The sequence below is a fragment of the Microbacterium sp. NPDC055442 genome, from assembly GCF_053644215.1.
This window is the reverse complement of the sequence record NZ_JBSHLF010000001.1, coordinates 673,367-692,821: the sequence shown is the minus strand read 5'-3', so window position 1 is coordinate 692,821 and position 19,455 is coordinate 673,367. Positions and strand designations below refer to the sequence as shown.

Genomic DNA, 19,455 nt, shown 5'->3' with positions numbered 1-19,455 from the left:
GATTCTGCATACTTGACGGCAGGAAGCCCATGACCGAGGAGGTATTGTGGCGCGTTCGATCGTCATCGGTGCAGGAATGGTCGGTCTCGCGACCGCGTGGCACCTGCAGGAGCACGGCGTCGAGGTCACGGTGCTCGATCGCGCGGGCGTCGCGGCGGGTTCGTCGTGGGGCAATGCCGGCTGGCTGACCCCCGGCAAGACCATCCCGCTGGCCGACCCGAGCCTGTGGACGTACGGACCGAAAGCTCTGCTCGACCCCGATGCGGCACTGCACGTTCCCTTCCGCGCCGATGTCGCCCTGTGGTCCTTCCTGGCCCGCTTCGCCTCGCACGGCTCGATGCGCGCGTGGAACCGCACGATGGCGGCGCTCACGCCCATCGACAAGATCGCCCTCGCCGGCTTCGACGAACTCGCCGAGGGCGGCGTGGACGCCTGGACGAAGAAGGGGCCGTTCGTCATCGGCTTCACCGACGAACCGCACTCGAAGGGCTTCCTGCGCGAGGTCGAGGGTGTCATCCGGCATGGTCAGGACGTGCCGTTCGAGCGGCTCACCGATCCGCGCTCACTCGTGCCGCAGCTCTCCGACGCCGTCACCGTCGCCTACCGTCTCGACGGGCAGCGCTTCCTCGAGCCCGGACCCTACGTCGAAGCGCTCGCCGAGGCCGTCCGCGCCCGCGGCGGCGTGATCCGCACCGACGCGACGGTCACGGCGGTCGGCTCCACGGGCCGCCCCTCGGTCACGCTCGCCGGCGGCGAACAGTTCGAGGCCGATTCCGTGGTCGTCGCGACCGGCGCATGGATGCCGCAGCTCGCTCGCCCGCTCGGCGTCAAGGTGCGCGTGCAGGCCGGCCGCGGGTACTCGTTCACGGTCGACACCGACGAGCCGATCGATTACCCCGTCTACATGCCATTCCAGCGCATCGCCTGCACGCCGTATCAGGGGCGCTTCCGCATCGCCGGCACGATGGAGTTCCGCCGCCCCGACGAGGCTCCTCAGCCCCGCCGCATCCAGGCCATCGTCAACCAGTCGCGCGCCCTGTTCACCGGCATGGATCTCGACGACCGTCACGACGAATGGGTCGGCTCTCGCCCGGTCACCCCCGACGGGCTGCCGCTCGTGGGCGCCACCCGCGCACCCGGCGTCTACGTCGCCGGTGGTCACGGCATGTGGGGCATCGTCCTGGGCCCGGCGACCGGCAAGCTCCTCGCCGAGCAGATCGTCACGGGCCGGGTCGACCAGGCGATCGCGCCGTTCAATCCGCTGCGCTGATTTCGCGTTCCGTCATCGCCTCATCGGGGATCCGATCGACGGGGATCACGACGACGTCCTGCAGCTTCCAGTCGAGCTGCGCGATCTGCTCAGCCGCGGTGCGGAGGACGTCCGTGCCGACGGGGCGGCGCCCCGACGGCACGAAGAAGACCTCGGCGTGGAAGACATGCCCGAGGTCGCGCATCCGCACTCCCGCGTCACGCACCCACGGCTGCCGGCGCATCGTCGCGAGGATCTGCGCGAAGAGCGGATGCGTCTGGCCGCTGTCGAAGGTGCGGGCGCTCTCGTCGACGAGATCGCGCACGGCGGCACGCGTGTTCCGGAAACCGTCGAGCACGATGCCGAGCGAGATGAACAGGGCGGCGACACCGTCGAGCCACCACAGGCCGACGCCGATGCCGAGCACGCCGATGATGGATGCGGCGTTGGTGTGCCAGTCGGCCTTGGCCATGTCGGCGTCGGCATAGAGCAGCTTGCTGTGCAGCGTCGGCGCGATGCGCAGCTTCGCGCGTCCGTAGATGAACGGGCCTGGCACGATGAGCGCCATGACCGCGACCATGAGCCAGCCCTGCCAGATCGTGTACCCGAAGAGGTTGACCGTTCCGATCGTGGGATGCGCCGCCGCCTCGAGCCCCGTGACCGATTCGAGGGCGAGGTTGCCGCCGACGGCGAAGAGGGCGACCCCGGCGACGAGATGGCCGATCACCATGGCGCGGTGGAAGCCGAAGGGATGCGAGGGGGAGGGGTCCCGACGGATGAACAGCAGCGCGATGAGGAACGCGATCTGCGGGATGAGCGAGAGCATGTCCTCGATCCACGCCGTCTTCATCGCCTGGGAATTGCCGACGACGAACGCCACGAGTGTGATCGTCCCGACGGTGTAGGCGATCGTGATCCACTCCCACGTGATCGCCTTCTTCAGCGCCTCCCGCTGCTCGGCAGGAAGATCGGTGCGGCCGACCGGGCTCACTCCGCCACCTCTTCGTCGAGGAACATCTCCACTTCGGAGAGGAAGCGGTTCTCACCGAGCGGGACGAGCATGACGATCTCGCGACCGTCGCCCCCGTCGAGCTGCGGGTATCCGCGGGTGACCGCCGCACGGTCGGCCCAGGGAGTCTGCGCTGTGATCCCGCCGACCACGAGATCCAGCTCACCCTCTTCGAGCAGCGTCACGAGCATCTCCTCGCCTCCGACCGTCCAGTCGACGGATGCGTCGTGCTCCCGCGCAAAATCGTCCACCATGTCTACGAGCGGGCCCGCCGGCTCATCGCGCACGACCTCGACGAGCCCCGGTTCGGGTACCGCCCCGGCCCGCAGCACCGACCCTTCGACACGCGCCGTCGTGCCGTTCGGGTCTGCGGGTACGTGCAGGCCGCAGCCGGCGAGCACCAGTACCGCGCCGATGCACATGGCGATCGCCGTCCCGGTCCTTCCGCGCACCGCACGCCCTCCGTTCGCATGCTCAGCATGACGCCGCTCGTGCTCGGCCGGAGGGCCCTTGCGCCGTGTGCGGCGCCGGGTGTAACCCGGTGAACGGATGCTGCGCAAGGCCTTGTCGCGTGCCTGCGCCCCGACGAGACTCTCCGCATGGCCTTCATCGGGTACCACGCGTCTCACGAGCAGCTCGCGCCGAGTGCGCTGTTGCGCGCCGTCGCCCGAGCCGAATCGGCGGGCTTCGACGGCGCGATGTGCTCGGACCACGTGGCACCGTGGGGGCTCGCGCAGGGTGAATCCGGACACGCCTTCAGCTGGCTCGGCGCCGCCCTGGCATCGACGGGATTCTCGCTCGGCGTCGTGACGGCACCCGGCCAGCGATATCACCCGGTGATCGCAGCGCAAGCCATCGCGACGCTCGAGGAGATGTTCCCCGGCCGGTTCTGGGCCGCTCTGGGCAGCGGTGAAGCCGTCAATGAGCACGTCACGGGCGACCCGTGGCCGCCGAAGGCGCAGCGCGAAGAACGGCTCGCGGCATCCGTCGATGTCATCCGGCGCCTGCTGACGGGCGAAGAGGTGACGCGGACGGGGGTCATCGACGTGCATCGCGCTCGGCTGTGGTCACGGCCCGCCGTGCCCCCGCCCCTGCTCGGCGCCGCCGTCAGCGCAGAGACGGCCGGATGGGTCGCGGGGTGGGCCGACGGCCTCGCGACCGTCGCACAGGCGCCGGCGGTGCTCGAGCGCGTGCTCGCCGCGTACGCGGATGCCGGGGGCACCGGCCCGCGCATCCTGCAGGTGCACGTCTCGCTCGAGGAGTCCACGACCGAAGCGCTCGCCGTCGCGCGCGACCAGTGGCGCCATTGCGTCATCGACGCCTCGCTGTGGGACATCGAGCAGCCCGAGGACTTCGACGCGCTCGCGGCCGACCCGAGCGACGACGACCTGCACGCGGGCGTGCTGATCGCCGACGACGCGGCGGAACTCGCGGCGCGCATCGCGCATCTGGCCGCACTCGGCTTCGATCGCGTCTATCTGCACGGGGTCGGAAAGGACCAGGAGCGCTTTCTCTCCCGGGCCGAAAACGACCTGCTGCCGGCACTGCGGAGGCTCGCATGAAGATCACCGACACCAGCGACCTGTGGTGGAAGCACGCCGTCGTCTACTGCCTCGACGTCGAGACGTTCATGGACGGCAACGGCGACGGGACGGGCGACTTCGCGGGCCTCGCGCAGCGCATCGACTACCTCGCCGACCTCGGCATCACGTGCCTGTGGCTCATGCCGTTCTATCCGACGCCCGGCCGCGACGACGGCTACGACGTCAGCGACCTGTACGGCATCGACCCGAGCCTGGGCAATCACGGCGATTTCGTCGAGGTTCTGCGCACGGCTCACGACCGCGGCATCCGCGTCATCGTCGATCTCGTCGTCAACCACACTTCCGATCGCCATCCCTGGTTCGTCGCGGCGCGACGCAGCCGCTCCTCGCCGTATCGCGACTTCTACATCTGGCGCGACGAACCGCCCGCGCAGAAGCAGGAGACGGTCTTCCCCGGCGAAGAGGCGAGCGTCTGGGAGTACGACGAGCGCACCGAGCAGTACTTCCAGCACGTGTTCTACCGGCACCAGCCCGACCTCAACATCGCCAATCCGCGCGTGCGGGACGAAATCGCCAAGACCATGGGATTCTGGCTGGCCCTGGGGGTCTCGGGCTTCCGGCTGGACGCCGTCCCGCACCTCCTCGAGGTGCCGGCAGACGCAGACCTCGGCGATCCGCACGGGTTCCTGCGCGACCTGAAACGGTTCCTGCAGCGCCGTTCCGGCGATGCCGCACTGCTCGGCGAGGTGAATCTGCCATTCGAGGAACAGGTGCGCTTCTTCGGCGGCGAGCATGGCGGCGAACTCGATCTGCAGTTCGACTTCGTCTCGATGCAGGCGCTGTACCTCTCGCTCGTGCGGGACGACCCCGCGCCGCTCATCGAGGCGCTCTCGTCGCGCCCCGCGATCCCGACCGAGACGGGATGGGCCAACTTCGTGCGCAATCACGACGAGCTCACCCTCGACAAGCTCACCGAGGCCGAGCGTGACGAGGTGTTCGACGCGCTCGCGCCGGATCCGGCCCAGCGCGTGTACGGTCGCGGGATCACGCGGCGGCTTCCGCCCATGCTCTCGGGGGATCCGCGCCGCATCCGGATGGTCTACAGCCTGATGTTCTCGCTGCCGGGCACCCCCGTGCTCTTCTACGGCGAAGAGATCGGCATGGGCGAGAACCCCGACGTGCCGGGCCGCGGATCGGTGCGCACGCCCATGCAGTGGACCGACGGCAAGAACGGTGGATTCTCGGATGCCGCGCCGAGCCGGCTCACCTCCCCGCAGCCGGGCGACGGCTACGCGCCCGCGCACGTCAACGTGCGCCGGCAGCGCAACGACGACGACTCGCTGCTGATGTTCGTGCGGAAGCTCATCGCGCGGTACCGCGCGTGCGTCGAACTGGGCTGGGGGGAGCTCGAGTTCCTCGACCATGACGGCGAGGGTGTCATGGTGCACGCCGTGACGGCCGAGGTCGGGCGCATGATCGCCCTGCACAACTTCACCGCCGTGCCCGTGCGGGTGACGGTCGAGGTCGGCGAGGTCGACGAGGGGACGGTCCTGCTCGACCTGCACGGGCCCGAGCAGCTCGAGATCGATGACCGGGGACGGGTCGAGTTCGCCCTCGAGCCCTACGGCTTCCGGTGGATGCGGGTGTCACCGCCCGGCGACTCCCGCATCGCCTGAGTCACAGGTCCTCGGGCGCGAGGTCGCCCTGCCCCTCCTCGCCGAGCTCGGCGGCGACGGGGTCGGTGCCCTGCGTCTCGGGCTGCGCCGCGGCATCCGGAAGATCGGATGCCGGGATCTCGGTGTCATCGACGGGGCGTTCGGCGTCGATGCCGGTCGTGCCGTCCCATTCGGCCTGCGCGGGGTCTTCCGCGGGATCCGCCTCGATCGAGCTGTCGCGATCGCCGAGAGGCTGGAAGTCCTCCTGGGGTGCATCCGGAGTGCTGTTCATGTCGTGCTCCTTTCCGATCTCAGCCTCGCCGCCTTCGGCTGGACCGTCGACCCGGTTGCGGAAGGCGGGAGCCGGCGCTATCGGCGGGCCGGCTCCCGGCCGGTAGCGCCGGAGTCCCTTCCACGCAACCCCCTGGCCGTACCCGGTTCGCCGGGCGACGCTCAGGGTGACCCGTCGTGCGTCGGCGGGAGAGCAGGAGCGCGATCATGGCCACCGGTCCGGTCTTCGACTTCGTCCCCTCAGGGACGGGAGCATGGCGACTGCATAACCGCCGGGCGGGCGAACTCATCGCGTACGTCGAGCGGGTCGCGTCGGGCCACTACGAGGTGGTGTGGGTCGCGGGAACGCACGGCATCCGGATGTTCGACTCCCCGGAGGCCATCATCGATGCCGCATCGGCGCTGTTCACCGCAGAGGAGCATCACCCCTCGACCAAACCGGCGCCTATCCCGCACCGCAGGCCGTTCCACGCGCGGCCCAACGTCGCCTAACCACGGCCCGCGTCGACCTCGAGCCCCAGGGGGACGTGGGACACGGGATCGAGCCCCGTGACCGTGACCCAGCCGTCGGCGAGGAACGCGGCATCCGTGCCCGCTTCCGGCGTCGACGGCAGATCCTCCACCGCGAGCCGCACGTGATGCTCGTGCCGCTCGGACATCGTGGTCTGCACGATGCCGAACGGGGCCAGACTGGCCTCGATGACGCCGCGCGTGGTGGCGGTGTTGGGTGCGTTGAGGTTGACGACCGTGCCGCGCGGCCGCTCGATGATCTGCGGGACGATGGCGAGCGCGGCGTGTGCCGCCGTGTCCCAGTGGTACTCGGTCGGGCGCATGCCCACGTCCAGCGACACCGCAACCCCCCACGCACCGTTCAAGCCACCGGTCAGCGCGGCCCCGACCGTGCCGGAGTGCAGGATCGCGCGCCCCACGTTCGCGCCGTGGTTGACGCCCGACAGAACCAGATCGGAGGGGTCTCCGAAGGCACCGCGCGCCGCGATGAGGGCGATGAGCCCCGGCCCGCCGTGCACCGCGAAGGCCGGCACCTCGTCGAGGCCGGGAATCGTCCGGCGTTCCACCGCGATCCTGCCGTCGGCCTCCTCCGCCATGATCGACGCGCTCGCGCCGCTGGACTGGCCCGCCGGCGCCGCGATCGTCACCGCGAATCCGGCGTCGCGGGCGGCCGCAGCGAGCACGTGCAGCCCCGGGGCGTCGATCCCGTCGTCGTTCGTCACGAGCGCGCGCATCAGTCCTCCTCCGCGTCGCCGTCGGCCGGTTCGGCGAGAGCCGCCAGACCGTCCGGGCTCACCCGGCCCGTCACCGGCTGATCGATGCCCGCCGCCGCGTCGTCGGCGAGCGGTGTGACGACCACGTCCTGGCGCAGTTCGATGATCGCGTCGGGGTCTCCCGTTCCCAGACCGTGCCGCGTCACGTTGAGCGCGCCGGCCGCGGCGCCGAGGATGACCGCGTCGCGGGGTGCCTCGCCGCGCGCGATGCCCGCGACGGTTCCCGCCGTCAGCGAGTCGCCCGCGCCGTGCGTGTCGGCGATCTCGAACTGCGGCGGCCGGATCTCGAGGAAGCCGCCGGCGTCGAGGAACAGCGCGGGTTCCTCGGCACGAGTCACGATGACCGTCGCCGCCCCGGTATCGCGCAGACGCCGCATCGCCGCCATGATCTCGTGCGGGCTCGCTTCGTCGATGAGCCCGTCGTCGCGCAGCTCCTCGTGACTGACCTTCAGCACGTCGACGCCGCCCTCGAGCGCGGCCTCGAGTCGATCACCCGCGAGATCGACGACGACGGTCGCACCGCCCGCGCGCAGGTCGGCGGCGAGGCGGCGATAGGTCTCGGGCGGCAGTGCTTCTTCACCGGCCGGCCCGCTCAGGATGACCAGCCGCGACCGCTCTCCGAGCGCCTCGCGCAGAACGACACCGTAGAGCTCGTCGAGCTCGTGGCGTCCGAGCGGATCGCCGTCCTCCTGCGCGACGACCGTGCGCTCGCCGTCTCTGCGGTCGTGCAGGTACGCCGCACCGCGACCCGACCGCTCGACGGCGGCGACCGAGATGCCCTCGTCTTCGAGCAGGTGGCGCAGCACGGTGCCCGTCTCGCCCGACAGGACGCAGCACATCGTGACGTCCACGCCCAGACGCCGCAGCATCCGTGCCTGCCAGACGCCCTGGCCGCCGGCGTGGATGTGCACCTCGGGGCCGTCGGACTGTCCCTCGACCGTGACGGTGAGGATCGGCACCGGCGCGAAGATCGTGACGTCTCTCATGCCGCCACGCTAAGCACTCGGCGCGGGGATCGTCAGCCCCTTGCGGAGGACGCGAAGTGCCGCAAGGGTATCGTTGCCGGATGACCTCGAGGCCTCCTGGCTGGTACGACGACGGACACGGCGCGCTGCGCTGGTGGGACGGCTCGACCTGGACCCCGCACGTGGCGACTCCCGAGCCCGAGCGGTCCGACGCAGACGCCGACGACCTGCCTCCCGAGCTCGCCGAGCTCGTCGACGACCGCGACGGCGACACCCCGGGCGCGTTCACCGCCGCGACCGGAACCCGCCGCTCGGGCCTGTGGATCGTGTGGGCGGTGCTGGGCGTGCTTCTGCTGGCCGTCGTGATCGCCTTCGCGGTCGCGATCCCGCTGCTCTTCCTGGGCAACGCGACGGCTCTTCCGGCCGGTGCCGGGATCGGATTCCGGTTCGGATGACGCGGGATGCCGCGGCTCGGCCACGTGACCTGCGCTACGTCCTGACCTGTCTCGGCATCGGTCTGGCGGCGGGGCTTCTGTCGGGTCTGTTCGGGGTCGGCGGCGGCACCGTCATCGTCCCGCTCCTCGTGCTGGGCCTCGGGTTCGACCAGCGACTCGCGGCGGGCACGTCGCTCGGCGCGATCGTGCCCACGGCGGCCGTGGGCGTCGTGTCGTACGCGCTGACCGATTCGGTCGCGTGGATCCCCGCGCTCATCCTCGCCGCCGGAGCCGTCGTCGGGGCCCAGATCGGCACGTGGCTGCTGCCGCGGATGCCGGTGACGGTGCTGCGCTGGGGCTTCGTCGGCTTCCTCGCGATCGTCGTCGTCGGGCTCTTCCTCGTCATCCCCTCGCGCGATGCGGGTCTGCCCCTCACGGTCGTCAGCGTGCTCGGCCTCATTCTGCTCGGCCTCATCACGGGCGTGCTCGCGGGCCTGCTGGGTGTCGGCGGCGGGGTCGTCGTCGTGCCGGTGCTCATGCTGCTGTTCGGGGCGAGCGACCTCGTCGCCAAGGGCACGTCGCTGCTCATGATGATCCCGACGGCGTTGTCCGGCACGATCGGCAACATCCGTCGCTCGAACGTCGACCTCATCGCGGCGCTGCTGGTGGGCGGCGCGGCGTGCACGACGACGGCACTGGGCGCCTGGCTCGCGACGGTCATCGATCCGCTCGTCGGCAACATCCTCTTCGCCGCCTTCCTGATCGTCATCGCCGTGCAGATGGCGCTCAAGGCGATCCGCGGGCGCCGGCGCTGAGCCTGCCGCTCGATAGGATGTGACGGTGCCAGTGAACCCCGAGCTCGTCGGCCGAGAGTTCCCGCCGACCACCCCGTATCTCGTGGGCCGTGAGAAGGTGCGCGAATTCGCTCGTGCCGTCTTCGCCGACGACGCAGCCTACGTCGACCCGGCCGCCGCGCGGGCTCTCGGCTACGCCGACGTCATCGCGCCCCCCACGTTCGCCATGGTCGTGCAGGACCTCACACTGCAGCAGCTGCTCGCCGAGCCCGACTCCGGCATCGAGCTCTCGCGCGTCCTGCACGCCGAGCAGCGATTCGCCTACTCGCGCCCCATCGTCGCGGGCGATGAGCTCACGGCGCAGCTCGCGATCACCGGCATCCGCACACTCGGTGCGAACGCGATGGTCACCAGCGACGCGACCATCACGGATGCCGACGGCGACCACGTCGTCACGGCGACGTCCGTGCTCCTGGTGGGGGCGGACGCATGACCGCGCTGTCCGTGGGCGACGTCGTCGCAGAGCGCTCCGTACATCTCACGCGGGAGTCGCTCGTGCGCTACGCGGGGGCCTCCGGCGACTTCAACCCCATCCACTACCGCGACGACGTGGCTGCCTCGGTGGGTCTTCCGGGCGTGCTCGCACACGGCATGCTCACGATGGGTGTCGCGGTGCAGACGGTCACGGGCTGGCTCGGGGATCCCGGCCGCATCCTCGACTACGGCGTGCGCTTCACGCGCCCCGTCGTCGTCGACCCCGACACGGGCGCCGATCTCACGATCGTCGCGAAGGTCGGCGCCGTCGACGACGAGACGGCACGCATCGACCTCACCGTGACGCACGGCGAGACCACCGTCCTGGGCAAGGCGCAGGTGCGCGTGCGCCTGGCCTGACACGATGCCCGACATCACCCCCATCGCCCTGGCGCAGCTGACGACGCTGCGCACCGGCGGTGCGCCGGAACGCATGATCGACGCCCGCACGACCGACGAGCTCGTGTCGGCCCTGCGCGGACTGTGGGCGAACGACGAGCCGTGGCTCGTGCTCGGCGGCGGGTCGAACCTGTTCGTCGGCGACGAGCCCATCGAAGGCACCGTCGTGCGCGTGCTCACGCAGGGCATCGAGCAGCTGCCGTCGCCTCGACCGGGGCACGTCCGGCTGCGGGTGCAGGCCGGGCACGATTGGGATGCCCTCGTCGCCTACGCCGTCGCGCACGGACTCGCCGGCATCGAGGCGATGGCGGGGATTCCCGGCACGGTGGGCGCTGCCCCCGTGCAGAACATCGGCGCGTACGGTCAGGAGATCGTCCAGACGCTCGTCGAAGTCGATCTGATCGACGAGGCCGACGGCGAGGTGCGCACGGTCGCCGCGCCCGAGCTCGGACTCGGCTTCCGCACGTCGGTGCTGAAGCAGCACTACGGCTCCGTGCCCGCCCGATCGGCCGTCATCCTGGCGGTGACACTGGAGCTCGCCGAGGTGGGGTCGACGGAACGCCCCATCGCGGGTGCGCAGCTGCGCACGGCGCTCGGGCTCGACGAGGGGCAGGCGGTGTCGTCGGCCTGGATCCGCGACCACGTGCTGGCCACTCGTGCCCGCAAGGGAATGGTGCTCGACGAGGCGGACCCCGACACCCGCAGTGCCGGCTCGTTCTTCCAGAACGCGATCGTGTCGGCGTCGTTCGCGCGCACCCTGCCCCCGGAATGCCCGCGCTGGGAGGTCGCCCCCGAACGGGAGTCGGTGCTGGTCATCCCGCTCGCCTCGTTCGACGGGTATGTGCCGCCGCCGACGGCGCACGAGTCCGCCGTCAAGGTCAGCGCCGCCTGGCTCATCGAGAATGCGGGGCTCGGCAAGGGCTTCCGCATCGGCCCGTCCCGCGCCGCGCTGTCGAGCAAGCACGCGCTCGCCCTGACGAACCGCGGCGGCGCGACAGCGGCCGAGCTCGCGCAGCTCGCCCGGTTCATCCAGGGGCGTGTGCAGTCCGAGTTCGGACTCATCCTCCAACCCGAGCCCGTGCTCATCGGCGTCGAGCTCTGACCCCCGCCGATCGGCGTGTTTCCGGGCTTCGCGGCGCCGCGGCCGATAGGTTCGCAGAGCACGGAAGGGGAATCGCGAACATGCCCGCGCGCTCAACGAAATCGAAGGCTCTGCCACGCCACGGGCGTGCGCTCGTGACGGTCTCCGTCCGGGACTCGAACGGCTTCCTGCACCACTTCGGCGACATCGACACGAGCATCGGCGCCGTTCACGAAGCGCTCGCGATCCTGCAGCTCCAGTCGGCCGAGATGGACGCCGCGCACCGCGACGGCGCGAGCGCCTGAAGGCCGACGGGCGCCGATTCCTGCCGCGCGACGTCGTCTCTGAGCCACCCGCAATGCATGCCGCGGGCTCGTACCGCGGCATGCATTAGCCTGCGACGAGGAGGCAGGGATGAAGCGGATTCTCGCGGTGACGACCGCGCTCACGGCGTTGCTCCTGGCGGGCTGCGCGGCGGGGGAGAGCCCTGCGCCGACCCCGTCGACCGGAGCTCTCGGTGCGCCGGTCACGTCGGCTGAGCTCGCCGACTACGGCGGCGTCGTGACGATCGAGCTCGCCTCGCGGTGCACGGCCTCGCTCATCGAGACGGGCGTCGACGACGCCGCGGCATACCTGATCACCAACGGACACTGCGCGGGCCTGGACGGCGACCCGGCGAACCGCACCGTCATCGACGACGAGGCGTTCGGCGAGGCGACCTTCTTCCAGACCGCCGACACCCCCGACGCCGATCGGCTGCGCGTCGCCGCCGAACGTGTCGAATACGCCTCGATGCGCGGCACCGACATCGCGATCGTGCGCCTGGACGCGACCCTCGGCGATCTGCGGAAGGCAGGGGCCGTGCCGCTGCCGATCGCGTCCGCGCCAGGTGACGTGGGCAGCGACGTCGTCAACATCGCCGCGCCGACCGACGACGTCGACGACGACGAATGGGTGCTGCGCCGCGGTGCCTGCACGCTGGGCAGCACGGTCGACGTCATCGAGCACACCTGGCTGTGGCTGGCCGCACAGCGCACCGACTGCCCCGGTGTGCGGGGCGGCTCGTCGGGATCGCCGCTGATCGCCGACGGCGAGATCGTCTCGCTCATCAACACGACGAACACGGGGATTCCGGTCGAGCGCGGAGACACGTGCTACCTCGGCAAGCCGTGCGAGATCGACGGAGACGCTGCCGTCTTCGTTCCCGATTCCAGCTACGGCGTGCACGTCGCCGGTGTCGGAGACTGCTTCGTCGACGGTGACTTCGCACTCGGCGGCGCCTGCCCCCTCGAAGTGTCGACCCTGTGGGACATCGCGGGAGGCGGCATCTTCGCGCCCGACGGCGCCGACGGGGCGGGCCGGACCCCGGAACTCGCCCTGCGCAGCGACAGCGATGTCGAGGTCGCCGTCATCACCGACGTCGCGCTCGGCGATGCGGCGCGCTGCACGGACGCGTCGGCGTATGCCGGCGCCGCGCGTCACGCGGTCTCGGCGGGCGCCGAAGACCCCGTCGTGGTGCCCGTCACGCTGCCCGTCGAGAACGGGTTCGTGCTCGCGTGCGCCACCGTCCCCGGCGAAGAGGCGCTCGCGGCCCGGTTCATCTTCTCGATCGACGCCGTTCCGCCCACGGTCGGGCCCGAGCTCGCGATCGAGCGTCTCGGCGACACCGACGTCATGGTCGATCCGCTCTTCGACATTCCCGACATCGCCGACATCCACGTGCTCTTCGGCCCGCCCGACGTGACCGACTGCGCCGACCGCGAGGCCTACCAGCCGTACCGGCGACAGTCGTACTTCCTGGCGGAGGCCGACCTGCCGCTGCGGTTCTGCGCCGTCGGATTCGACATGGCAGGCAACGAGTCTCCCGTCACGGACCGGCTCATCCGGTAGCGTCGCGGCCGCGGCGCTGTCGGTCCGGACGTCGCGGTGACGTCGGTGCGTGCGTCAGTCCGACATCGTTTGTTCGGGGCGCTCGAGGCCGAGGAAAGGCTCCATCGCCCGGGCGAAATCCGCCGACTCGCCCGCGCGCACGACCGTCGCGCCGTACCCGAGGGCGATGCTCGCGAGCGGCCAGCCGAACTCTTCCGCCTCCGCCGCGGCATCCCCCGAAGGATCGAGCGACGTGTCCTGGATGGTGAGATACACCCACTGGTAGCCGTCGAAGACGCTGGCTGAGACGTGCCAGCATCCGCCGTCGGGGATGGTGCAGTATCGGTCGCGATACTCGGCGTCCATCGTCTCGCTGTCCAGGACGAACGCCCCCAGGCCCGCGTCGGTCGTCACGCGACTCGCGGCGTCGATCACGGCGTCCCAGCGGGCAGGCGCAGGCACGCCGTCGGACTGCAGTTCGCAGCAGTTGACCGTGGTCAGCATCGATTCGCCGCCGTAGCCGTTGCCCGTCTGCGGATGCCAGTCATCATCGCCGAACCATGACTGCTCGGCCTCGCTCGGGACGAGGGCGAGGCCGGATTCCTGCTCGACGGCGGTGCGGAGCTGTTCGATGAGCTCTCTGGCGGGCTCCTCGAGTCCGTCCTGGTCCGGCGCGCCGAGCATGGCTTCGCCGCCCTGTCCGGCGTGAGCGGGGTAGTCGGTCCAGTCGACGACGATCGTCGCCCCCGCGGCGTCCGTGTAGGTCGATGTGGGAGAGGGCCCGGAAGTCAGGACGCCGCAGCCCGTCAACAGCAGACCTGCACTCATGAGCAGGGCCGCTCGGCGTGCGCGGATCAGGGTGGAGCGCGGGTGAGGCTCCGCGCTCATCACTGGGCGAACAGGTCCTGCAGGCGCCGCACTCCCTCGAGGAGCGCGTCGTCGCCGAGCGCATACGAGAGGCGCAAGTAGCCCGAGGGGCCGAAGGCCTCGCCGGGCACGACGGCGACCTCGGCCTGGTCGAGGATGAAATCAGCGAGCTCGAGCGTCGTGTCGATGCGGGTGCCACGCCACTCGCGGCCCAGCAGGCCGCGCACGTCGGGATAGACGTAGAACGCGCCGAGCGGCGTCGGCACCTCGACGCCGTCGATCGCGGCGAGTTCGGACACGATGAGCTTCCGGCGGCGGTCGAACGCGAGACGGAAGTCCTCCGCCTCGGTCTGCGGGCCCGTGAGGGCGGCGAGCGCCGCGCGCTGCGCGATGTTGTTCACGTTCGACGACAGGTGCGACTGCAGGTTCGCGGCGAGCTTGATCGCATCGGCGGGACCGACCATCCAGCCCACCCGCCAGCCGGTCATGGCGTAGGTCTTCGCGACGCCGTTGACGAGGATCGTCTGACCGGCGACCTCTGGCACGGCCTCGACGACCGACACCGCGCGAACGCCTTCGTAGACGAGGTTCTGGTAGATCTCGTCCGAGATGATCCAGATGCCGTGCTCGAGCGCCCACTCGCCGATCGCCTTGGTCTCTTCCGCCGTGTAGACCGAGCCGGTCGGGTTCGACGGAGAGACGAACACGAGCGCCGTCGTCTTGTCGGTGCGGGCCGCCTCGAGCTGCGCGACGGTGACCTTGTACTCCTGATCGGCGCCGGCGAAGACCTCGACCGGGGTGCCCCCGGCCAGCGCGATGACCTCGGGGTACGTCGTCCAGTAGGGCGCCGGCAGCAGGACTTCGTCGCCCGGATTCACGACCGCCTGGAACGCCTGGTAGACCGCCTGCTTGCCGCCGTTGGTGACGATGACCTGCGACGGGGCGACCTCGAGGCCCGAGTCGCGCAGCGTCTTCGCCGCGATCGCCTCGCGCAGCACGGGCAGCCCGACCGCCGGTGTGTACCGGTAGTTCGCGGGATCCTGCAGTGCGTGGGCGGCGGCCTCGACGACGAACGGCGGCGTCGAGAAGTCGGGCTCACCGGCGGCGTACGAGATGACGGGCCGGCCGGCGGCCTGGAGGGCCTTCGCCTTGGCGTCGACCTTGAGGGTCGCGGACTCGGCGATGGCACTGAGCTTGCGGGACAGGGGGGCGCGTTCGGTCACGACAACGAGCGTAGTCGGCCGGTATTCCTCTGGGGAGATGAACATCCAGCATCATCGGGAAGATTCGCCCGGTGTCGCAGGCGCCTCGCGCGGCGTGGCTGCGTGCGAGATGGCAGCCTGTCATCAGACTTGCTGATGCTATGCTGTCAATCGTGCGTACGACCGTCACCCTGGATGCCGACACAGAAGCCGCGATCCGCCGGCTCATGGCGCAGCGGGGCATCTCGTTCAAGCGTGCTCTCAATGACGCGATTCGCGTCGGGACGACACCGGCAGCCAAGCGGGCGGGCGGGTACACGAAGCCGCGCGACCTCGGGGCAGCGGCGATCGATCTCGTCCATGCGAACCGCGTGCTGGGAGAGATGGAAGACGACGAGCTGGTGCGGCGCCTGCAGGTCGGACGATGAGGGTCGTCGACACCAACGTCCTCGTGTACGCGGTCGACACTCGCAGCGCGCAGCACCGGGCATCCGTTGCGTGGCTCGATGCGGCACTCGACGGTGCGGACGATGTCGGGTTCAGCTGGAACGCGCTGCTGGGGTTCGTGCGCCTGACCACGAACCCTCGGGTGTTCCCGTCTCCGCTGACGGCGTCGGAGGCGATGGCGCAGGTTCACGACTGGCTGGCCGCTCCCAGTGCTCACGTGCTCCATCCCGGCGCGCGTCACGCCGAGATCCTCGAGCGTCTGCTCGTTGCGCGCGGAACCGCGGCGAACCTCGTCGATGATGCGCATCTGGCGGCACTCGCCATCGAGAACCGCGCGAGCGTCGTCACGTACGACACCGATCTCACTCGCTTCGACGGCGTCCGGGCGATCAGCCCCGACGATCTGACGCTGCGCGACAGCTGACGCAGGACGGTCGCACCGTCTTGCGTCACCGTGGCGCGCGGCCTCCTGGCACGACGAAGGCCCGGATCTCCCAGACCCGGGCCTTGTCAGGGGATGGACTCAGCCGAACTGGTTCATCGTGTTGTTCGTGCCGCCCGCCTTGAGAGCGGCATCCCCGGCGAAGTACTCCTTGTGGTTGTCGCCGATGTCGCTGCCCGCCATGTTCTGGTGCTTGACGGTGGCGATGCCCTCGCGGATCTCGCGGCGCTGCACACCCCGGACGTAGGCGAGCATGCCGTCGTCGCCGAAGTAGCCCTTGGCCAGGTCATCGGTCGACAGGGCGGCCGTGTGGTAGGTCGGCAGCGTGATGAGGTGGTGGAAGATCCCGGCGCGCGCCGCGCCGTCCTTCTGGAAGGTGCGGATCTTCTCGTCGGCGAGCCCGGCGAGCTCGGTGTCGTCGTACACCACGTTCATGAGGTCGGCACGGTCGTAGGTCGAGACGTCCGCGCCCTGCTCCGCGAGCTGGTCGTAGGCCTGCTGGCGGAAGTTGAGCGTCCAGTTGAACGACGGGCTGTTGTTGTAGACGAGCTTCGCGTTCGGGATCTCCTTGCGGATCTCGTCGACCATGCCCGCGATCTGCTCGACATGCGGCTTCTCGGTCTCGATCCACAGCAGGTCGGCGCCGTTGCGCAGCGACGTGATGCCGTCGAGCACGCACCGGGCCTCGCCCGTGCCGGCGCGGAACTGGTACAGGTTGCTGGCGAGGCGCTTGGGGCGCAGCAGCATGCCGTCGCGCTTGATGACGACGTCGCCGTCGCCGAGGTCCGCGGCGTCGATCTGCTCGACATCGAGGAACGCGTTGTACTGGTCACCGAGATCACCCGGCGCGTGCGAGACGGCCAGCTTCTGCGTGAGGCCGGCGCCGAGCGAGTCGGTGCGCGCGACGATGACGCCGTTGTCGATCCCGAGCTCGAGGAACGCGTAGCGCACGGCGTTGAGCTTCGCGATGAAGTCGTCGTGCGGCACCGTGACCTTGCCGTCCTGGTGGCCGCACTGCTTCTCGTCCGAGACCTGATTCTCGATCTGGATGGCGCAGGCTCCCGCCTCGATCATCTTCTTCGCCAGCAGGTAGGTCGCCTCGGGGTTGCCGAAGCCGGCATCGATGTCGGCGATGATCGGCACGACGTGTGTCTCGTAGTTGTCGATCTGCGACTGGATGAACTCCACCGCCGTCTCGTCGCCGGCGACGCGGGCGTCGTCGAGCTTCGTGAAGAGCAGGTCGAGCTCACGGGCGTCCGCCTGCCGGAGGAAGGTGTACAGCTCCTCGATGAGCGCCGGCACCGAGGTCTTCTCGTGCATCGACTGGTCGGGAAGGGGGCCGAACTCCGACCGGAGCGCTGCGACCATCCAGCCCGACAGGTAGAGGTAGCGCTTGTTCGTGGTCTTCAGGTGCTTCTTGATCGAGATGAGCTTCTGCTGCCCGATGAAGCCGTGCCAGACGCCGAGGGACTGAGTGTAGAGCGACGAATCGGCGTCGTACTCGGCCATGTCCGTGCGCATGATGTCGGCCGTGTACTGAGCGATCTCGAGGCCGGTCCGGAAGCGGTTCTGCGCCCGCATGCGGGCGACGTACTCGGGGTTCACGGCATCCCAGCGGGAACCGTTCTGTTCCTTCAGTGCCTGAATGGCGGCGATGTCGTTCTGATAAGCGGTCATGTCAATCCTTGGTCTGTGTGCCGGTCGGCTCGAAGGAGCCGTGGGGGAAGCGGTTCACTCGCTGTCGTTGAGGTACTTCGCGTACGCGGGGAGCGTGAGGAACGCCGGGAAGTCGATGCCGAGCGCGACCTCGCGGAAGATCGCGGCGGCATCGTCGAAACGGTCCCCGCCGGTCCTGTCGACCTCGCTCAGCACCTGCGTGATGAGCCCCTCGATGTAGTCGCGCGTGATCGGCGTGCCGTCGTCGGTCGTGCGGTCCTGGTGGATCCACTGCCACACCTGCGAGCGTGAGATCTCGGCGGTCGCGGCATCCTCCATCAGGTTGTCGATCGCGACGGCGCCGAGGCCGCGCAGCCACGCCTCGAGGTAGCGGATGGCGACCGAGACGTTGCCGTACACACCCGCCGCCGTCACCGGCCGGCCGATGTGCACATCGATCAGGTCGGCCGCTCGCACCTCGACGTCGTCGCGCTGACGGTCGATCTGGTTGGGGCGATCGCCCAGCACGGCGTCGAACTCGGCCCTCGCGACGGGAATCAGATCGGGGTGGGCCACCCACGTGCCGTCGAAGCCGTCTCCGGCCTCGCGCTTCTTGTCGGCGGCCACCTTCTCGAACGCGCGCGCTGTCACCTCGGGGTCACGCCGGTTCGGGATGAACGCGCTCATGCCGCCGATCGCGAAGGCCCCGCGCTTGTGGCACGTCTTGACCAGCAGCTCGGTGTAGGCCCGCATGAACGGCACGGTCATCGTGACCTCGCTGCGGTCGGGGAGGACGAATCGCGCCCCGCGGCCGCGGTAGTTCTTGATGATCGAGAAGATGTAGTCCCACCGGCCGGCGTTGAGGCCCGCGCAGTGGTCGCGCAGCTCGAAGAGGATCTCCTCCATCTCGAAGGCGGCCGGCAGCGTCTCGATGAGCACCGTGGCGCGAATCGTGCCGTGGGGAAGCCCCACGTACTGCTCACTGAACGTGAAGACGTCGTCCCACAGCTTCGCCTCTTCGCTCGACTCGAGCTTCGCGATGTAGAAGTAGGGGCCACGACCGCCGTCGATGAGTGCCTGGGCGTTGTGGAAGAAGTACAGCCCGAAGTCGACGAGCGACCCCGAGGCCGCCAGTGTCCGGCCGCCGCGGTCGGTGAAGGAGATGTGCTTCTCGGTCAGGTGCCAGCCTCGCGGGCGCATCACGATCGTGGGCGTCTGCTCGGCGGTCACCTCGTAGACCTTGCCCTCGGGGCTCGTGAACGACAGGTCGCCGCGAATCGCGTCGCGCAGCGACAGCTGACCCTCGATGACGTTGCGCCAGGTCGGGCTCGTGGCATCCTCCTGGTCGGCGAGCCACACCTTCGCGCCGGAGTTCAGCGCATTGATCGTCATCTTCGGGTCGGTCGGACCGGTGATCTCGACGCGGCGGTCCTCGAGGCCGGGTCCCGCGCCGGCCACCTGCCATTGCGCGTCCTCGCGGATGTGCCGGGTGTCGTCGCGGAACTGCGGGTCGTGCCCGTTGCCGATCTCGAACCGGCGGCGCATGCGGTCGGCGAGTCGGTCGTGGCGGCGTCCGCAGAAGCGGAGGTGCAGCTCGGTGAGGAAGGCGATGGCCTCGGGGGTGAGGATCTCGTCGTAGCGGGGGCGGATCGCGCCGAGGATCTCGATCTGGGGTTCGTGGGTCTGGGCGGGGATCGAAGCGGTGTGTGTACGCATCGGCGTCGCGGTCGCAGG

At 69.9% G+C, this 19,455-nt stretch carries 22 protein-coding genes; 13 read left to right on the top strand and 9 right to left on the bottom strand.

Annotation, left to right across the window (positions count from 1 at the left end; genetic code table 11):
* The first annotated feature begins 46 nt into the window (after positions 1–46).
* Positions 47–1,270, top strand: a complete 1,224-nt coding sequence (locus ACWIBS_RS03410) for an NAD(P)/FAD-dependent oxidoreductase (protein ID WP_376125191.1) — start codon at positions 47–49, stop codon at positions 1,268–1,270.
* Here ACWIBS_RS03410 and ACWIBS_RS03405 read toward each other — a convergent pair.
* Together ACWIBS_RS03405 and ACWIBS_RS03400 are read right to left on the bottom strand one after the other, a co-directional pair.
* A complete protein-coding gene (locus tag ACWIBS_RS03405; protein WP_376125194.1) occupies positions 1,254–2,240 on the bottom strand; it encodes a cation diffusion facilitator family transporter in 987 nt (328 codons plus the stop codon). The genes ACWIBS_RS03410 and ACWIBS_RS03405 overlap by 17 nt on opposite strands.
* Positions 2,237–2,710, bottom strand: coding sequence for a transglycosylase SLT domain-containing protein (locus ACWIBS_RS03400; RefSeq protein WP_376125197.1), 474 nt, complete (start codon positions 2,708–2,710; stop codon positions 2,237–2,239). Before ACWIBS_RS03400 ends, ACWIBS_RS03405 begins: the two co-directional genes overlap by 4 nt.
* Positions 2,711–2,857: 147 nt before the next feature.
* On the opposite strand from ACWIBS_RS03400, the gene ACWIBS_RS03395 reads away from it, so the two are divergent.
* Positions 2,858–3,820, top strand: coding sequence for a TIGR03885 family FMN-dependent LLM class oxidoreductase (locus tag ACWIBS_RS03395; protein WP_376125198.1), 963 nt, complete (start codon positions 2,858–2,860; stop codon positions 3,818–3,820).
* Complete coding sequence (locus tag ACWIBS_RS03390; RefSeq protein WP_376125201.1) at positions 3,817–5,478, top strand: alpha-amylase family protein; 1,662 nt, start codon at positions 3,817–3,819, stop codon at positions 5,476–5,478. Before ACWIBS_RS03395 ends, ACWIBS_RS03390 begins: the two co-directional genes overlap by 4 nt.
* A 1-nt stretch (position 5,479) precedes the next feature.
* On the opposite strand, the gene ACWIBS_RS03385 is transcribed toward ACWIBS_RS03390, so the two are convergent.
* Positions 5,480–5,749 carry a sugar ABC transporter ATPase gene (locus tag ACWIBS_RS03385; protein WP_376125203.1) on the bottom strand — a complete coding sequence of 90 codons (270 nt, stop codon included), beginning with the start codon at positions 5,747–5,749 and terminating at the stop codon, positions 5,480–5,482.
* Between the two features lie 206 nt (positions 5,750–5,955).
* Here ACWIBS_RS03385 and ACWIBS_RS03380 point away from each other — a divergent pair, with 206 nt between their 5' ends.
* Positions 5,956–6,240, top strand: coding sequence for a hypothetical protein (locus ACWIBS_RS03380; protein ID WP_376125204.1), 285 nt, complete (start codon positions 5,956–5,958; stop codon positions 6,238–6,240).
* On the opposite strand, the gene surE is transcribed toward ACWIBS_RS03380, so the two are convergent.
* Positions 6,237–6,992 (bottom strand): 5'/3'-nucleotidase SurE, encoded by a 756-nt coding sequence (gene surE / locus ACWIBS_RS03375; RefSeq protein ID WP_376125207.1) that lies wholly within the window; start codon positions 6,990–6,992, stop codon positions 6,237–6,239. The two genes, ACWIBS_RS03380 and surE, sit on opposite strands and share 4 nt — an antisense overlap.
* A complete protein-coding gene (locus ACWIBS_RS03370; protein ID WP_376125209.1) occupies positions 6,992–8,017 on the bottom strand; it encodes a 1-phosphofructokinase family hexose kinase in 1,026 nt (341 codons plus the stop codon). Before ACWIBS_RS03370 ends, surE begins: the two co-directional genes overlap by 1 nt.
* Positions 8,018–8,097: 80 nt before the next feature.
* Between ACWIBS_RS03370 and ACWIBS_RS03365 the strand changes: the two genes are divergently transcribed.
* The 7 genes from ACWIBS_RS03365 (at position 8,098) to ACWIBS_RS03335 (ending at position 13,128) form a co-directional block, all read left to right on the top strand.
* The gene (locus tag ACWIBS_RS03365; protein WP_376125211.1) at positions 8,098–8,451 is read left to right on the top strand and encodes a DUF2510 domain-containing protein; all 354 of its coding nucleotides are present in this window, start codon (positions 8,098–8,100) and stop codon (positions 8,449–8,451) included.
* A complete protein-coding gene (locus tag ACWIBS_RS03360; RefSeq protein ID WP_376125214.1) occupies positions 8,448–9,245 on the top strand; it encodes a sulfite exporter TauE/SafE family protein in 798 nt (265 codons plus the stop codon). Before ACWIBS_RS03365 ends, ACWIBS_RS03360 begins: the two co-directional genes overlap by 4 nt.
* Positions 9,246–9,270: 25 nt before the next feature.
* Complete coding sequence (locus ACWIBS_RS03355) at positions 9,271–9,717, top strand: FAS1-like dehydratase domain-containing protein (RefSeq protein ID WP_376125216.1); 447 nt, start codon at positions 9,271–9,273, stop codon at positions 9,715–9,717.
* Complete coding sequence (locus tag ACWIBS_RS03350; RefSeq protein WP_376125218.1) at positions 9,714–10,118, top strand: MaoC family dehydratase; 405 nt, start codon at positions 9,714–9,716, stop codon at positions 10,116–10,118. The genes ACWIBS_RS03355 and ACWIBS_RS03350 overlap by 4 nt, the downstream gene beginning before the upstream one ends.
* Before the next feature lie 4 nt (positions 10,119–10,122).
* A complete protein-coding gene (locus ACWIBS_RS03345; RefSeq protein WP_376125220.1) occupies positions 10,123–11,259 on the top strand; it encodes a UDP-N-acetylmuramate dehydrogenase in 1,137 nt (378 codons plus the stop codon).
* 134 nt (positions 11,260–11,393) lie between these two features.
* Positions 11,394–11,543, top strand: coding sequence for a hypothetical protein (locus ACWIBS_RS03340; RefSeq protein WP_376125223.1), 150 nt, complete (start codon positions 11,394–11,396; stop codon positions 11,541–11,543).
* A gap of 109 nt (positions 11,544–11,652) precedes the next feature.
* Positions 11,653–13,128 (top strand): trypsin-like peptidase domain-containing protein, encoded by a 1,476-nt coding sequence (locus tag ACWIBS_RS03335; RefSeq protein WP_376125225.1) that lies wholly within the window; start codon positions 11,653–11,655, stop codon positions 13,126–13,128.
* Positions 13,129–13,182: 54 nt separating this feature from the next.
* On the opposite strand, the gene ACWIBS_RS03330 is transcribed toward ACWIBS_RS03335, so the two are convergent.
* Both ACWIBS_RS03330 and ACWIBS_RS03325 read right to left on the bottom strand, forming a co-directional pair.
* Positions 13,183–13,935: a hypothetical protein gene (locus ACWIBS_RS03330; protein WP_376125228.1), complete on the bottom strand. Its 753-nt coding sequence runs from the start codon at positions 13,933–13,935 to the stop codon at positions 13,183–13,185.
* Positions 13,936–13,994: 59 nt separating this feature from the next.
* Complete coding sequence (locus tag ACWIBS_RS03325) at positions 13,995–15,197, bottom strand: pyridoxal phosphate-dependent aminotransferase (RefSeq protein ID WP_376125230.1); 1,203 nt, start codon at positions 15,195–15,197, stop codon at positions 13,995–13,997.
* A 152-nt stretch (positions 15,198–15,349) separates the two neighbouring features.
* Between ACWIBS_RS03325 and ACWIBS_RS03320 the strand changes: the two genes are divergently transcribed.
* The gene (locus ACWIBS_RS03320; RefSeq protein ID WP_376125233.1) at positions 15,350–15,604 is read left to right on the top strand and encodes an antitoxin; all 255 of its coding nucleotides are present in this window, start codon (positions 15,350–15,352) and stop codon (positions 15,602–15,604) included.
* Positions 15,601–16,047, top strand: coding sequence for a type II toxin-antitoxin system VapC family toxin (locus ACWIBS_RS03315; protein ID WP_376125235.1), 447 nt, complete (start codon positions 15,601–15,603; stop codon positions 16,045–16,047). Before ACWIBS_RS03320 ends, ACWIBS_RS03315 begins: the two co-directional genes overlap by 4 nt.
* 99 nt (positions 16,048–16,146) lie before the next feature.
* Here the strand turns inward: ACWIBS_RS03315 and ACWIBS_RS03310 are convergent, their stop codons facing one another.
* Both ACWIBS_RS03310 and aceB read right to left on the bottom strand, forming a co-directional pair.
* Entirely contained in the window at positions 16,147–17,742 is a 1,596-nt protein-coding gene (locus tag ACWIBS_RS03310) for an isocitrate lyase (protein ID WP_376125238.1), read from the bottom strand.
* Between the two features lie 54 nt (positions 17,743–17,796).
* Entirely contained in the window at positions 17,797–19,437 is a 1,641-nt protein-coding gene (gene aceB, locus ACWIBS_RS03305) for a malate synthase A (protein WP_376125240.1), read from the bottom strand.
* Positions 19,438–19,455 lie beyond the last annotated feature (18 nt).

Excerpts from the sequence above, each read along its gene's own strand:
- ACWIBS_RS03345 (WP_376125220.1), top strand. The coding sequence starts at position 10,123 with ATGCCCGACATCACCCCCATCGCCCTGGCGCAGCTGACGACGCTGCGC.
- ACWIBS_RS03370 (WP_376125209.1), bottom strand. The coding sequence starts at position 8,017 with ATGAGAGACGTCACGATCTTCGCGCCGGTGCCGATCCTCACCGTCACG.
- surE (WP_376125207.1), bottom strand. The coding sequence starts at position 6,992 with ATGCGCGCGCTCGTGACGAACGACGACGGGATCGACGCCCCGGGGCTG.
- ACWIBS_RS03350 (WP_376125218.1), top strand. The coding sequence starts at position 9,714 with ATGACCGCGCTGTCCGTGGGCGACGTCGTCGCAGAGCGCTCCGTACAT.
- ACWIBS_RS03330 (WP_376125228.1), bottom strand. The coding sequence starts at position 13,935 with ATGAGTGCAGGTCTGCTGTTGACGGGCTGCGGCGTCCTGACTTCCGGG.
- ACWIBS_RS03360 (WP_376125214.1), top strand. The coding sequence starts at position 8,448 with ATGACGCGGGATGCCGCGGCTCGGCCACGTGACCTGCGCTACGTCCTG.
- aceB (WP_376125240.1), bottom strand. The coding sequence starts at position 19,437 with ATGCGTACACACACCGCTTCGATCCCCGCCCAGACCCACGAACCCCAG.
- ACWIBS_RS03395 (WP_376125198.1), top strand. The coding sequence starts at position 2,858 with ATGGCCTTCATCGGGTACCACGCGTCTCACGAGCAGCTCGCGCCGAGT.
- ACWIBS_RS03385 (WP_376125203.1), bottom strand. The coding sequence starts at position 5,749 with ATGAACAGCACTCCGGATGCACCCCAGGAGGACTTCCAGCCTCTCGGC.
- ACWIBS_RS03365 (WP_376125211.1), top strand. The coding sequence starts at position 8,098 with ATGACCTCGAGGCCTCCTGGCTGGTACGACGACGGACACGGCGCGCTG.
- ACWIBS_RS03390 (WP_376125201.1), top strand. The coding sequence starts at position 3,817 with ATGAAGATCACCGACACCAGCGACCTGTGGTGGAAGCACGCCGTCGTC.
- ACWIBS_RS03315 (WP_376125235.1), top strand. The coding sequence starts at position 15,601 with ATGAGGGTCGTCGACACCAACGTCCTCGTGTACGCGGTCGACACTCGC.
- ACWIBS_RS03310 (WP_376125238.1), bottom strand. The coding sequence starts at position 17,742 with ATGACCGCTTATCAGAACGACATCGCCGCCATTCAGGCACTGAAGGAA.
- ACWIBS_RS03380 (WP_376125204.1), top strand. The coding sequence starts at position 5,956 with ATGGCCACCGGTCCGGTCTTCGACTTCGTCCCCTCAGGGACGGGAGCA.
- ACWIBS_RS03335 (WP_376125225.1), top strand. The coding sequence starts at position 11,653 with ATGAAGCGGATTCTCGCGGTGACGACCGCGCTCACGGCGTTGCTCCTG.